Source organism: Methylophilus sp. VKM B-3414, from assembly GCF_032248435.1.
Taxonomy (GTDB): Bacteria; Pseudomonadota; Gammaproteobacteria; order Burkholderiales; family Methylophilaceae; genus Methylophilus; species Methylophilus glucosoxydans.
In genome coordinates, this window is record NZ_JAVTLI010000001.1 from 160,060 (window position 1) to 173,196 (window position 13,137).

The following is a 13,137-nucleotide window of genomic DNA, read 5'->3' on the forward strand; positions in this document are numbered from 1 at the left end:
CATGGCCGACCAGGATTATGCGGGCAGTGCCATCACCTTGAGCAGCGCCGATTATGGCGAAGCCGAGGCTGCTGCGTTGGCCATGGTCTTGCAGCGCAATGCACAAAGTACAGGTCCGCTTGTCCCGGCGTTTGAACAGGCTTTTGCCAGCTGGCTGGGGCGCAAGCATGCCATTGCCGTTAGCAGCAGCACCATTGCCTGCCTGCTGGTGCTACGGGCGGCCGGCATAGGCAGTGGCGACAGCGTGATTGCGCCCTCGTATAGCTGGCGTCATCTGGCGCATGCCATCCACTGGAGCGGGGCGCAACCGGTGTTGAGCGAGATCGATTACTGGTCGCAAACCCTGGCAGCAGACAAGATTGAAGCTGCCTTGCAGCGGGCACCACAGGCCAGGGTCAAGGCACTGCTGGTGAATAATACCAATGGTCATCCGGCAGACTGGCAGGCTTTGCGCACCCTGGCACGTGCCCAGCAATGGTTGCTGATAGAAGATGCCAGCGAATCTATCGGTTCACGCTATCAGGGACAGCTCACCGGCAGCTTTGGCGATGCGGCGGTGTTTGATTTCAGCCAGCCGTCTGCCCTGTGTTGCGGCAAGGCCGCCATGATCGTCACCGATGATGACACGCTGGCGCTCAAGCTCAGGCATTATCGTCAGCATGGCCATGATGACCAGGCCTCGCTCAGCGCCAGCCTGCGGCCACCGCTGGATGCTGGCATCAGCGAGCTCACGGCTGCATTGGGGCTGATTCAGCTGCAACGCCTGCCGGAGATACTGGCCAAACGCAAACTGGTCGAAGCCTGGTATCAGGCACAGATCTCCAGTTTTGAAGGCATCAAGCCGCCTTATATCGCCCCCGGCGTCGATGAGGTGCACTGGATGCTTTACTGCGTGCATCTGGGCACCCGTTTTTCAGCCAGTAGCCGTGATGCCATGGTCGAAGACATGTCCACCGAACTGGTGGAGGCCGCAGCCTACTGCAGACCCCTGCATTTACAACGTGCCTATGTCGAGCACTACGGCATGCGCAAGGGGCATTTGCTGGTCACCGAAAAAGTGGCAGACCGCGCCATTGCACTGCCTTTTCATGGCGGGCTCAGCGAAGACCAGATTGCCTTTATCGTCAAAACCGCCAAGGACGCCTCCATCAATGTCGGCGCCGGTGCGGCCATTTATCTCTAATCCCGCAACACTTTGTCATCACAAGGAATACAACATGTCCACGCAAGCATTGCCAGAAAGTGAACTGCAAGCCATCCGTCAAAGCCTGAGCGCAGGCAGTGTGATTCCCTATCTTGGGCCTGCCGTGCTGGAACTTGCGCCGACCACCTGCCAGGTGCCCGCCACGCCGGAAGCGCTGGTGGCCATGCTCACCACCAAGGTCAGCGTGCCACACAAAATCCGCAACAATCTGACCGCCGCTGCTCAGTTTATCGAGAACTTCAAGCACCGAAAAACACTGGTCAACCTGATGACGGAGGCCTATGCCGCCGGGGCCAGCCCCAATGCCTTGCACCGGTTTCTGGCCGCTTTGCCCAAGAAGCCGCTGCTGGTGGTGGATAGCTGGTATAGCAATGCCATGGCACAGGCGCTGGCCGGGCAGCACAACTGGGGCATGATACAGGGCGTGTCACAATCTGAGCACCTCGGGCAATGGGTGCACTATGTCGAGCCCGATGGCAACAGCATAGAAGCCAGCGAAGCCGATGCCTGGACCACCGTGCTTTATCAGCCGCTGGGCAGCAACCAGCCCGCACAAAACTATATTATTTCCGATTCTGACTATGTCGAGGTCCTGACCGAAATCGACATCCAGACCCCGATTCCGCCTCGCGTACAGGAGTTGCGCCATGGCGCGCACTTTCTGTTTATGGGATGCCGCTTTAACCACCAACTCACCCGCACCTATGCCAGACAGATTATGAAACGCTCTTCGGCGCAGCACTGGGCGGTGATTGCCGGGCCGCTGACTCGCATGGAAGAAAAATTTCTGGCCGAACAGCAGATACGCCGTATCGACCTGCCGCTGGCTGATTTTGTGCACTGGCTGCAAACCGCCGAGCTGGCGCAACCGCTGGTCGCTGCCTGAGGAGCCCGCCATGCCCTTGTACGATTTTCAGTGTAGCCAATGTGGCAAAACTCAAGAGCTGTTGCTCAAACTCAATGCCAGTGCGCCCGCCTGCCCGCATTGCGGTGGTACGCTGCAAAAACAAGTGTCCAGACTGGCTGAACCCGGCAAAACCGCTGGCATCATCGCCAGCGCCAGGGCGCAAGCCAAGCGCGAAGGGCACTTCAGCAACTACGCTGCTGCCGAAAGAAAAAAGCTGTGATGCGCCATGCCTAGGGTAAACCTGACCGACGCTCTATATTAAGCTTCGCAAAGGGCGCGCGCGTTAACAGTTTTTCTACCTTCACAGAATGACGTCAGTCCTCCATGAGCGGGATCCTGACGCATGCTTGTCGCTTTATCCCCCCTTTTTTTCCATCTGATCAATGATTAAGCGTGTAGAACTCGGTCGGTAATTTTGTGCAAGCGCAAGGTGTGACATTTATTGAGATAACGACTCAAGCGTTTGCAATAGGCAGGAGAGGGAGGTGTAGTCTTGATTTAATAATACTATCGTTTAAATGAGGCTTAGGATTCATATTTAAACTCTACATTTCATTTCTGACAACCAAGCCACTGTTACATTTAATTTGGAGAGTAGAAATGAAAGTCTGTCATCGTATAGGCCTGATGTTAGCGGGTGTTTTCATGCAAAACCTCGCTTTTGCCCAAGGCGTGTCAAGTTTCGGGATTGCTGTTTTGCCCGATACGCAATTTTATTCACGCTATGCCACACCTGCAGAAGGTAATCAATTTATGGAAAGATATGGCTCTGAGCCATATACATCGCAAACAAGCTGGTTAGTGCAAAACTCAAAAAAATACAATATTCCTTTTGTGGTTCACGTAGGGGACGTCGTGGATCAGCAGAGTAAGATTCCCCAGTGGGAAGTTGCAAGTAAGGCAATGAAAATACTTGAGGATGGTGGTGTGAATTACTCCATTCTGGCAGGTAATCATGACGTCACTTACGGATGTAGCTACTGGGGGTCGCAAACAGATTGTACAGATGAGCAAAGAACGAGTAATGACAACTATTTAAAGTACTTTCCTACTTCCAGAGCCCAAAAACAAGGCACTTTTGGTGGGCGTAGTCCCAATGGCTGGCATGAATATCACATTTTTACGGCTGAAGGTCAGCAGTATTTGGTCCTTGCTCTTTCGTGGCGTGCATCGAATTCTGCCATTGCATGGGCTCGTCAGGTGATCAAGGATCATCCTACGCTCCCTGTGATTTTAACGAGTCATGAGTTTTTGGCGATACAAAGTGACGGTGTCAATGTTGTAGAAACAGACTACAGTAACTTTTTATGGGATCAGCTGATCAAGGATAATGATCAAATATTCATGGTGGTTTGTGGTCATAATCACGGCGCTGGGCACAAGGCAAGAATCAACAGTTATGGCCACCCGGTTTGGGAGATGGTGGTTGACTATCAAATGGCTTACCAAGGTGGTAATGCACAAATGCAGGTATATGAATTTGACCTGACCAACAACAAAATTAATGGCTTGTCATTCTCGCCTTGGGTACCAGAAAAGCCTGAGTCTACTGTGACACAGTTTGACCGTGCACTCTTAAGCGGGAATGGCAATGATTTTTCTGTGGATATGGATTTTGCAGAAAGGTTTAAGGGATTTAATTCCACATTCATTGCGGGCTCAACAAACTACCACACATCTATTGTCGAAGAGTTGCGTAATGATATTGCTGAAAGCTTCACCGAGCCGTCAGAGCCTGTCATTCTCACACCGCTAGATCGGGATGATTACGCACATAGCGGTAACACCCTGGCACATTGGAAATTTGATACCGGCACAGTGGGCACTCCTGTCGTCAATGGGTCTGATAAGTATGCCGTGCCTGATCAAACCGGAAAGAATCCATTGCACTTTGAGGGTAAGTCTGGCGATATTATGTGGTCAGCCGATCATCATGCCTATTCCGCCTCTAATGGTAGCGTTTGTTTTATGACAAACGACAAAACCAAACCCAATCCTGCTTTCTTTTTTACCGATGGTAACGGGGCTTTAAGTAATGAGCAATTTAAAAACTCAGGATACACCGTTGAAGCTTTCGTGAAAATTGCCAAAGACTGGACACCGGCGAATGGTGCCTGGATGAATATTCTGACGCGTGATATGCCCAGAGGTTGGATTGGCGGTTATCAGGGGGGTGACGGGGGGGAGAGCTCACTGTTATTTGCGGTTTCTAGCCTTCGAGAGTTTCAATGGGAGCCCACTACCTTTTTAAGTTCAGGTGTTGCCGAAAAAACAAACTGGTCAGGGGAGGTGATGGCCGATACATGGGAGCATGTTGCGATTGTGAATGATCCTGTGACACATGATACAACGATGTATGTTGCAGGTGCCCCGGTTTTGCGTAATGTCAAATCAGCCGTTGGGATCGCAGGTTTAAATTGGGCTGCCTGGGTTGTTGGCGCCGGTCAATATGGTGGCTGGCAAGGCGGGCATGTCAACGGGTTCCGTGGTTGTATCAACGAAATTCGTATCACCAACGCGGCACTGACTCCCGATCAGTGGCTAACCGCTCGTAAAAACAGGGTTACCCCAGCCGGTAGTCGTCAAGTGGTTAACGCTACAAACAATGATGATGAAATCATTGTCACGGGCGGATCTATGTTCACTGGAGGTAATGGTCACAATACTTACGTGTTGCGTTCGATCCGGGATGCCGGTGCTACGGTTACCGATTTCATTGTTGGGCGTGATAAGTTGAACCTCATCCAGTTGCTGAAGGCGGTTGGATATAAAGGAAGTGATCCAATCGCAGATGGCTATGTGCGTGCAGTCAACCAGGGGGGCGATACCATTATTCAGGTGGATACTGATGGCGCTTCCAGACCGACTGCTTTCCGTACACTGATTACTTTGAAAGCAACAACCGCTAATAAAATCGACAAAAATAGCTTTTATTTCTAACGATTTTTCTTAAACAACTCAGGGTGGTGCAGATGATGAGCACTACCCATTCATGACATTCATGAGTCATATCACAGGAGTATTAAAATGAAACCGCAATTGATTTTATGTAATGTGTTGATCGCTTCTTTAATGGTCTTTTCAGTCTCGGGCCACGCAATGGCAAACAACCTCCAAGTACAAAGTTACAGAGGCGATGTTGGCAATTTGAATAATGTATGGACGCTCACCACAGCCTCTAAATTCAACCAGGATGATTATCCCCTTGATGCTGGTGCGCTGAATGTTTCAGGCAATGAGCCTGAGCAAACAAATATTGGCACAGGGTTGGAAAACTATCTAGGTTTGGCTGATGGCAGTTTGGATATTGACTCCTTCAGTGCGCAAGCTTACGAAGGCTCTGCAATGAAGCTGAGTTTCAACTTAAAAGCGGGCGATACGCTTTCTTTTGACTATAGCTTTGCTACGCGCGATGTAGGCGCAAGTAACATTGGTAAAGACTACAGTTTTATTGTGATCAACGGCAAATTGTCTACCTTAAGCGATGTGGGTAAAACAACTGCAAGCCATGCCTCCAGTAATGATTTAGCGAGTACTGGTCTCACCAGTTTCTCATTCAAAGCAGACCACACGGGTAATTTCGATATCTATTTCGGCGTGGTTGATATTGGCGATTTCAATGCGAGTTCTACACTGCGATTGTATGGTTCACAGCTGGTTGCTGCAGTCCCTGAGCCAGATACCGCGATTCTGTCACTGATGGGCTTGGGTTTGGTTTGCTTGGTACGCAGGCAAAAAAGAGACGTTTAGTCGCAGGTTTTTAAAGGGTTAACACATGGCTGCTACCAACTGTTAGCAAGTGTAGCAGCCATATTTTGACAATCTCAGAGTAGCCAACACCAATGAATATTGTCAGTTTTTTTTCAATATCAACTCAGTTAACTCGACTCATTTTTTTATCAGTGATTGCATCTAGCGCACTCTCTGCTGAAGCGATGCAAAATGGACTATCTCCATTGGAGGGACCACAAAATAAAAATCCATATCGAGGCAATCGCACGGCAGAAAATATTGGTTATCGGTTATATAAAGCGCACTGTGCTCTCTGTCATGGGGAAAATGCTGTCGCCCATGGCAAAGCCCCGGATTTACGTTTTTTACCTACAGCAGAAGAGGGGGATGCTTTTTATTTCAAATCCGTGCATGAAGGAAAAAACAGTAGCAATAGCAAAATATCCATGCCGGCTTTCGCAGATAAATTGACCCAAGAGGAAATATGGGCAATTCGTACCTGGTTGGAAACTATCCCCAATGGCGATGAGTAATTCTAATCAGTAACATGACATACCGCTTGACTCAAGCCCGATTGTGAGTGCATGAAAGGCTATTGTCTTTTTGTGTTGAGACTAAATCAACGCTTATTCTCAACTTGTTAATCGCTTACAGACTGCTCCTGGCAGTCCTGATTAACCAATGACAAGCCAGCCACCAGCCGGTTTTCTGTATTCATTGATGCTGGTAACCAAGGCAAGGCGGTATCACAATTCCGTTTCCAGTGTGAATATGGTGACCAGGCCAACCAGTCAGAAGACGCCAACGCATTGCCCCGGCTATCGTTGCTTGGATGGCACGCTAGGCGTCAGCCTCACATAGACCTCACGCAAGCCTGATACCACCAAGACATGGTTGACGTTGTTGTATCAGTTTTAATTCTTTCTTGCTGGCGAGTCCCCATCGAAGTGCGAGGTTTACTTGAGTGATACTGACTCAGTGGGGCTGCTGGGGACAGTCACCAGTGCCTTGAAGTTACTGTAAGGCATGGGTTTATAAAAGTAATAGCCTTGCACGAACTTGCACGAAGTGGTGTTCAAAAAGTTTAACTGCTCCAGAGACTCTATGCCTTCTGCCACTACTTCAAAGTGCAGAATTTCGGCCAGTTTGACGATGGCCTTCACCAGCTCGGTATTGTCCAGATGTAAGGGAATGTCGTTCATAAAGGCACGATCTATCTTGATCTGGCTGATTGGGTATTTGGTTAGATAGCTCAGTGAGGAGTAGCCTGTCCCAAAGTCATCCAGCGAAACTGTAATGCCCAGTGATGCGATCTGTAACAGGGTTTTTAGTACCTCTTCACTCTTCTCCAACAGCACAGACTCTGTGATCTCCAGTTTGATCCAGGCCGGATCGCACTGCCAATGGCTTAATTTTTGTTGCAAGCTGTCAAAAAACTGCGGCGCCTGAATCTGGTGCGAAGACAAATTGATTGCAATCGGGATCATGTCAAGTCGGTTCTGATTGATTTCGACGGCATAAGCGATGCCTTGATTCAGAATCCAGTCACCTATCTCCAGAATCTGCCCGTTGCGTTCAGCCACAGGAATAAATTTATCTGGCGGGATAAAGCCTTTGAGCGGATGTTTCCAGCGGATCAAGGCCTCGGCACCGGCAATCCGGTTGTCGCGAATATCCACTTGCGGTTGCAGGTAGATTTCAAATTCCTTGTTTTCAAGCGCATGTGACAGTGCAGCTTCCATTTCAATATAATCAAGAGACTCTTGTAAAAACCCCGGGGCAAAAAACAGGTACTGCTGGAGTGTTTTTTCCGCCTTGGTTGCTGTCAGCGTCGTGTAGGGAATCAAGAGCTTGAAGTTCTCAGTATCTTGCGGCAGCTTCATGATCCCGGCAAAGGTCTTGATCTTGATGGCGCGTATGCCAAGCGAATAAGGGGCTTGCAGACGTGCAATCAGTGTTTCAATTTCGGTCACCAGCTTTTTATCATCCCCGCATTCTTCTCTGACCCATAGAAAACTTGAATAGGCGACGCGTGCAATCATGCTGTTTGACACGACTCTTTCTTGTAGCCGTGCCAAAAACTGGTTCAATAGTTCAGTGGTGCTGGCCGGTCCAATAAACTCTGACAGCTCTTCGAGTGACTGTACCCTGATCAGGGTCGCAACGACGGATTGGTCTGCTGAGAATCGCTGCGGGTAATGGTGCAAAAAGCCCAGTTTATTCAGCACTCCGGTTTCCCTGTCAAACAGCAAGGACTGCTGCAGTCTGAACATCAGACTGTTTTCTTGCACTTGTTGTGGCGGCGTTTGCTTGCCTTCCAGCAAACCATTAATCACGCCTATAAACTCATTTGGCTCTGACCCCAACACCGCCAGAATCCTTGCATAGGTTTTTTTGCCCGCAAAATACAACACGGCCAGCAGAAGCAGCATGCTGGCCAGATAAATACCGATATTGGTAAATTCAATATATTCCAGTGACTTGAACTCTTGCCAGGTTTGCGAAAGATTCCCGGCCAGTGCGGTGTCCACGCTGTCTATGGTCGCTTTCCCGGCATGAAACAGAGGTGTAAATCGTGTTGTCACTGAGGCTTCTGACTTATCAGCCGGTTGCTGGATGAGTAACTGGTTGAGTTCGTCTTTAAACAGATGGAAGTTGCTCTCTATTTCGTCAATCAAACTAGCATTTTGCGAGTTGATTGCAGGGAGTTGTTTCAACTGCTCCACCTTGTTAGTCAGTACATGGAGTTTGTTCAATATTTCTGGCAGGACGTGATTGCGCTCATATAAATCCTGCGTTCTGAGCGACTCTCGTACATCGGCAATCAGCATCAGGGTTTCTGTTCTGACCTCGTTCAGCGCCTCCATATTCGGGATCAAGGTATTCATGATCACGCCGCGTGAGAAGTAGGTTTTATGCGTCATCCAGATCAGACAGCCAACGGTCAAGGTAATGCTGATAATCATCATGAAGACGAATTTCAACAATGTCCGTTTGATGTTGAGTTCCTGCATTTTCATAGCTAATTCCTTGTTTTAACGTGAAAAATTCACGTTGGCGGTTATGCGCCGCTCGTCTCTCTATAACGCCATAAATACCGTAGGCTTTAGGGTTAGTCTCAAGCATTCGATTAGGATAAATAAACCCACGCTTATTAGAGGATTAACGCATCCGTCAGTCTCTTAAAATTGAGCTAAACAAATGTAATTTCATTGGCACTACTGTAAGGATCCCATGAATGCAAAATTATTACGATCACACCTCGAGCAGCAATGATATGCCTGAATTTCACAATGAGGAATTACAGCAGTTGTGCCAATCGGTGCTGCCACTATGGGCAGATCAGATCCATGCTGCAAAAACACTGACCAGTAGCTCGATTGATGAGTTAAGTGCCAAGTTTGCAGGATTGTCGCAAAGCGTACGTGCGGTCACCAGCCATGGACAATCGCAGAGTAATGCGCAATTGCTTGAATTGCTCAATTTAAGCCAGGATCAGTTAGCCATGGTGATTGCCTTGCTCAAAAACAGCATCGAAGAAAAGCAGACGCTGCTAGAGGCCGTTTCAACTTTATCCAGTTATACCAAAGAACTGTTGGATATGGCAGATATTGTCACTCGCATCGCCAAGGAAACCGGGATGGTCGCTGTCAACGCTGCGATTGAAGCAGCGCGTGTCGGTGAGCGCGGCCGCGGGTTTGCTGTGGTGGCCGATGCAGTGAAAAGACTGTCCTCAGATGCCGGCCGTACCGGCTCGCATATTTCTGAAACCGTGAATCGTGTGTCGCAAGCGATTAAAAATGTATCGCAAGTTTCAAAAGAGTTTGAAAAGAAAGATGCGCAAACCCTGGTGGAGGCCGAACAGATTGTGAATACCGTGCTGGATAAATTTGGCCATACCGCGAATGAGGTGGTCGAAGAGAGTCAGCAGATGGTTAAAGAAAGCCAGCATGTGGCACAAGAGATTGATCAAGTGTTGTTTTCATTGCAGTTTCAGGACCGCGTCAGTCAAATGCTAAGCCACGTTCAGCAGGATATCGAAAAACTGAATCAGCGCGTGGACGATGTGAACGGACTGGGCAGTGTTGATGAATGGTTAAAACAATTGAAGTCCACTTACACCATGCGTGAGCAAACTCAGATCCACGACAAGCGCTCCAGACCAACTGTTGCTGCCAGCAAAAAATCTTTCACTGCGAGTGCCGCGCCACCGGCCAGCACCAGCAACGATGCAGATGACATCACTTTCTTTTAAACGCTTTAGATAATAAGGAATTAGCCATGGCAAAAACCATACTTATTGTAGATGACTCTTCTTCTTTGCGATCCGTAGTTGGCACCGCTCTCAAAGGCGCCGGTTACGATGTGATTGAAGCCGAAGACGGCAAGGACGCACTGACCAAGTTAAACGGGCAAAAAATCCACCTCATCATTAGTGATGTGAACATGCCCAATATGAACGGCCTTGAGTTCCTCAAAGCCAGCAAGCAAATCCCCGCCTACAAATTCACACCAGTGATCATGCTCACCACCGAGAGCGCCGAAGAGAAAAAAATGCAGGGTCAGGCTGGGGGCGCCAAGGCATGGATGGTGAAACCTTTCCAACCGCCACAATTGTTGAACGCCGTGTCCAAGCTGGTGTTGCCATAGCGCATCACCCTTAGCCATCCGTCGATTTTCTATCTCAGGGAGTTCCAGTATGCCAGTCATGATTGATACCAATGAAGCGCGTTGTGCGCTGACCTTTAGTGGTGAACTAAATATTTATAACGCAGCAGAGACTATGGCCCAGGTGAAGACGGAGCTCAGCAAGACCTTGCCTTTGCATCTTGAGTTGGCCGAGGTGGACGAAGTCGATGCGGCTGGTCTACAAATTTTGATGGCAATCCGCTTGCATGCACTCTCACATAGTGTGGATTTCCAACTTGCAAACCCCAGTGATGCGGTCATGGATTTGATTGAGCTCTCTGACACCGCTGGCTTTTTTGGCATCACCCAGGTGCTGACAGAAGTTGCCGCTTGAGACCACTATTTAAGGAGGAAACAAGATGCAACTAGATGAATCCCTGCAGATTTACATCATTGAAAGCCGTGATTTGCTACAGCAGATGGAAGAAGCGCTGCTGACGCTGGAACAGAATCCCGGAGACGAAGAAAAGATTAATGCCATCTTCCGTGCGGCCCACACCATTAAAGGCTCGGCCGGCTTGTTTGGCTTGGACTTTATCATCAGCTTCACCCATGTGGCTGAAAGCGTGCTGGATAAAGTGCGGAATGGTGAAATTGAAGTCACTGAAGAGATCGTGGCCCTGTTTCTTGAAGTGGGCGACTTTATCAGCAAGCTGATTGATCATGTGGCCGAAGGCACTACCCCAGATGCCGACACCCTGGTGGTCAACGACAGTTTGATTCACCGGCTCAATGTTTACCTGGAAGCCAAGCAGACGGCCAAAGCCGTGGCTGAGTTGCCAGTTGCGGCTGTCACCGCCGCCGAGCCAGGCGCGGTAGAAAGTATGGACACCGCAGAAACCGGTTGCTGGCATCTCTCCTTGCGATTTGGTCCGGATACCTTCCGCAGTGGCATGGATCCGTTCAGCTTCTTGCGTTACATGAATACCATGGGCCGCATTGTGCACATGGTCACCCTCACGCAAGCCCTGCCCGCACTCGAAGAGATGGATGCCGAGAGCTGCTTTCTGGGTTTTGAAATCAGTTACGAAAGCCAGGCCAGCAAAGTCGAGATCGAAGGTATTTTTGATTTTGTGCGTGATGATTGCGAGATTCATATCCTGCCGCCGCATGGGCAGATTCAGCACTATATCGACTTGATCGACCGCCTCTCCAATGAAGACATGAAACTGGGTGAGATTTTACTCAAGTGCGGCACACTGACGCCCAATGAGCTAGAGGCGGCGCTTGCCAAACAGGCCAACCCTGCAACTGGCTACAAGCAGCCCATCGGCCAGACACTGGTCAATGAGCAACTGGTGCAACCCGCGGTGGTCAATGCGGCGCTGGAAAAACAGCGTCAGGTCAAAGAAACCAAAAATGCCGAATCCAACTATATCCGCATTGATGCCAACAAGCTGGATGAGCTGATCAATCTGGTGGGCGAACTCATCATTGCAGGGGCTGGCGCCACACTGATTTCCAATAAGATCGGTGATAGTGCCATGAATGAAGCCACTTCCAATATCTCTACGCTGGTGGAGCAAGTACGTGACTCAGCACTGGCCTTGCGCATGGTGCAAATCGGCGCCACTTTTAGCCGCTTTAACCGTGTGGTACGTGATGTCAGCAAAGAGCTGGGTAAAGATATCCGCCTGGAGATCAGTGGCGAAGAAACCGAGCTGGATAAAACCGTGGTGGAGAAAATCAGTGATCCACTCACGCATCTGGTACGCAACTCCATGGACCACGGCATTGAATCGGCCGAGGTGCGTGTTGCCAAAGGCAAACCCGCTTATGGCACGCTCAAACTCAATGCTTTCCACGACTCAGGCAGCATCGTGATTGAAGTCAGTGATGATGGCGCGGGCCTTAACCGCGACAAGATTCTGGCCAAAGCCATAGACAAAGGCTTGGTCAGCCCTGAGCAGTCACTCAGTGACAAAGACATTTATAACCTGATTTTTGAAGCAGGCTTTTCTACCGCAGACGCCGTCAGCAACCTGTCTGGCCGCGGGGTGGGCATGGATGTGGTCAAACGTAATATTCAGGCCCTGCGCGGCACCATTGATATCCAGTCGCGGCCTGGCTTGGGTTGCACCATGAGCATCCGCCTGCCACTGACGCTCGCCATTATTGATGGCTTTCTCGTGGGCGTGGCCGACTCTTCTTATGTGGTCCCACTGGATATGGTGGTGGAGTGTATCGAATTGTCGACGGCTGATTACGAGTCTTCAATCAGCGATAAACGGAACTTTATTAACCTGCGGGGCGAGGTATTGCCTTACCTCAAACTCAGGAATGAGTTCGAATGTAAAGGTGAGCCTCCAGCACGACAAAACATCGTTGTGATGCAGTATGCAAATCAAAAAATAGGATTAGTGGTGGATAAGTTGATTGGTGAATTCCAGACCGTGATTAAACCCCTGGGCAAGGTGTTTGAGAACGTCAAAGGTATTGGTGGCTTCACCATTCTTGGCTCAGGCAGCGTGGCACTGGTATTGGATGTGCCGCGCATGATGCAACTGGCCAATATGGAAAGCATAAAAGAGCAGGCGCTTGTGGACAGTTAAGTGATCACTCTCCCAGTGGCGTAACCAAACAATTTATTGATTAAAGAAAGCGG

11 protein-coding genes are annotated in these 13,137 nt (G+C 49.5%); 10 read left to right on the forward strand and 1 reads right to left on the reverse strand.

The features are described 5' to 3' along the window. The first annotated feature begins 1 nt into the window (after position 1). From Q9292_RS00830 to Q9292_RS00855, 6 genes are all read left to right on the forward strand, one after another. Entirely contained in the window at positions 2-1,183 is a 1,182-nt protein-coding gene (locus Q9292_RS00830) for a DegT/DnrJ/EryC1/StrS family aminotransferase (protein WP_313983585.1), read from the forward strand. Positions 1,184-1,217: 34 nt separating this feature from the next. Then, complete coding sequence (locus Q9292_RS00835) at positions 1,218-2,090, forward strand: SIR2 family protein (RefSeq protein ID WP_313983588.1); 873 nt, start codon at positions 1,218-1,220, stop codon at positions 2,088-2,090. Positions 2,091-2,100: 10 nt separating this feature from the next. Beyond that, the gene (locus Q9292_RS00840) at positions 2,101-2,331 is read left to right on the forward strand and encodes a zinc ribbon domain-containing protein (protein WP_194747265.1); all 231 of its coding nucleotides are present in this window, start codon (positions 2,101-2,103) and stop codon (positions 2,329-2,331) included. A 380-nt stretch (positions 2,332-2,711) separates the two neighbouring features. Beyond that, positions 2,712-5,051, forward strand: coding sequence for a LamG-like jellyroll fold domain-containing protein (locus Q9292_RS00845; protein ID WP_313983592.1), 2,340 nt, complete (start codon positions 2,712-2,714; stop codon positions 5,049-5,051). An 87-nt stretch (positions 5,052-5,138) separates the two neighbouring features. Then, positions 5,139-5,861: a PEP-CTERM sorting domain-containing protein gene (locus Q9292_RS00850; RefSeq protein WP_313983595.1), complete on the forward strand. Its 723-nt coding sequence runs from the start codon at positions 5,139-5,141 to the stop codon at positions 5,859-5,861. A gap of 92 nt (positions 5,862-5,953) precedes the next feature. Further along, positions 5,954-6,376 carry a c-type cytochrome gene (locus Q9292_RS00855; protein WP_313983597.1) on the forward strand — a complete coding sequence of 141 codons (423 nt, stop codon included), beginning with the start codon at positions 5,954-5,956 and terminating at the stop codon, positions 6,374-6,376. Positions 6,377-6,799: 423 nt separating this feature from the next. On the opposite strand, the gene Q9292_RS00860 is transcribed toward Q9292_RS00855, so the two are convergent. Then, on the reverse strand, positions 6,800-8,863 hold the full coding sequence (locus Q9292_RS00860) for an EAL domain-containing protein (protein WP_313983599.1): 2,064 nt from the start codon (positions 8,861-8,863) through the stop codon (positions 6,800-6,802). 218 nt (positions 8,864-9,081) lie between these two features. Here Q9292_RS00860 and Q9292_RS00865 point away from each other — a divergent pair, with 218 nt between their 5' ends. From Q9292_RS00865 to Q9292_RS00880, 4 genes are read left to right on the forward strand one after another with little or no spacing between them, the layout of a single operon-like run. Continuing rightward, a complete protein-coding gene (locus Q9292_RS00865; protein WP_313983602.1) occupies positions 9,082-10,098 on the forward strand; it encodes a methyl-accepting chemotaxis protein in 1,017 nt (338 codons plus the stop codon). A 26-nt stretch (positions 10,099-10,124) separates the two neighbouring features. Further along, complete coding sequence (locus Q9292_RS00870) at positions 10,125-10,493, forward strand: response regulator (RefSeq protein WP_194747259.1); 369 nt, start codon at positions 10,125-10,127, stop codon at positions 10,491-10,493. Between the two features lie 49 nt (positions 10,494-10,542). Then, the gene (locus tag Q9292_RS00875) at positions 10,543-10,866 is read left to right on the forward strand and encodes an STAS domain-containing protein (protein ID WP_313983605.1); all 324 of its coding nucleotides are present in this window, start codon (positions 10,543-10,545) and stop codon (positions 10,864-10,866) included. Positions 10,867-10,891: 25 nt separating this feature from the next. Then, positions 10,892-13,084, forward strand: a complete 2,193-nt coding sequence (locus Q9292_RS00880) for a chemotaxis protein CheA (protein ID WP_313983608.1) — start codon at positions 10,892-10,894, stop codon at positions 13,082-13,084. Positions 13,085-13,137 lie beyond the last annotated feature (53 nt).

Excerpts from the sequence above, each read along its gene's own strand:
- Q9292_RS00870 (WP_194747259.1), top strand. The coding sequence starts at position 10,125 with ATGGCAAAAACCATACTTATTGTAGATGACTCTTCTTCTTTGCGATCC.
- Q9292_RS00830 (WP_313983585.1), top strand. The coding sequence starts at position 2 with ATGGCCGACCAGGATTATGCGGGCAGTGCCATCACCTTGAGCAGCGCC.
- Q9292_RS00835 (WP_313983588.1), top strand. The coding sequence starts at position 1,218 with ATGTCCACGCAAGCATTGCCAGAAAGTGAACTGCAAGCCATCCGTCAA.
- Q9292_RS00840 (WP_194747265.1), top strand. The coding sequence starts at position 2,101 with ATGCCCTTGTACGATTTTCAGTGTAGCCAATGTGGCAAAACTCAAGAG.
- Q9292_RS00880 (WP_313983608.1), top strand. The coding sequence starts at position 10,892 with ATGCAACTAGATGAATCCCTGCAGATTTACATCATTGAAAGCCGTGAT.
- Q9292_RS00860 (WP_313983599.1), bottom strand. The coding sequence starts at position 8,863 with ATGAAAATGCAGGAACTCAACATCAAACGGACATTGTTGAAATTCGTC.
- Q9292_RS00875 (WP_313983605.1), top strand. The coding sequence starts at position 10,543 with ATGCCAGTCATGATTGATACCAATGAAGCGCGTTGTGCGCTGACCTTT.
- Q9292_RS00845 (WP_313983592.1), top strand. The coding sequence starts at position 2,712 with ATGAAAGTCTGTCATCGTATAGGCCTGATGTTAGCGGGTGTTTTCATG.
- Q9292_RS00855 (WP_313983597.1), top strand. The coding sequence starts at position 5,954 with ATGAATATTGTCAGTTTTTTTTCAATATCAACTCAGTTAACTCGACTC.
- Q9292_RS00850 (WP_313983595.1), top strand. The coding sequence starts at position 5,139 with ATGAAACCGCAATTGATTTTATGTAATGTGTTGATCGCTTCTTTAATG.
- Q9292_RS00865 (WP_313983602.1), top strand. The coding sequence starts at position 9,082 with ATGCAAAATTATTACGATCACACCTCGAGCAGCAATGATATGCCTGAA.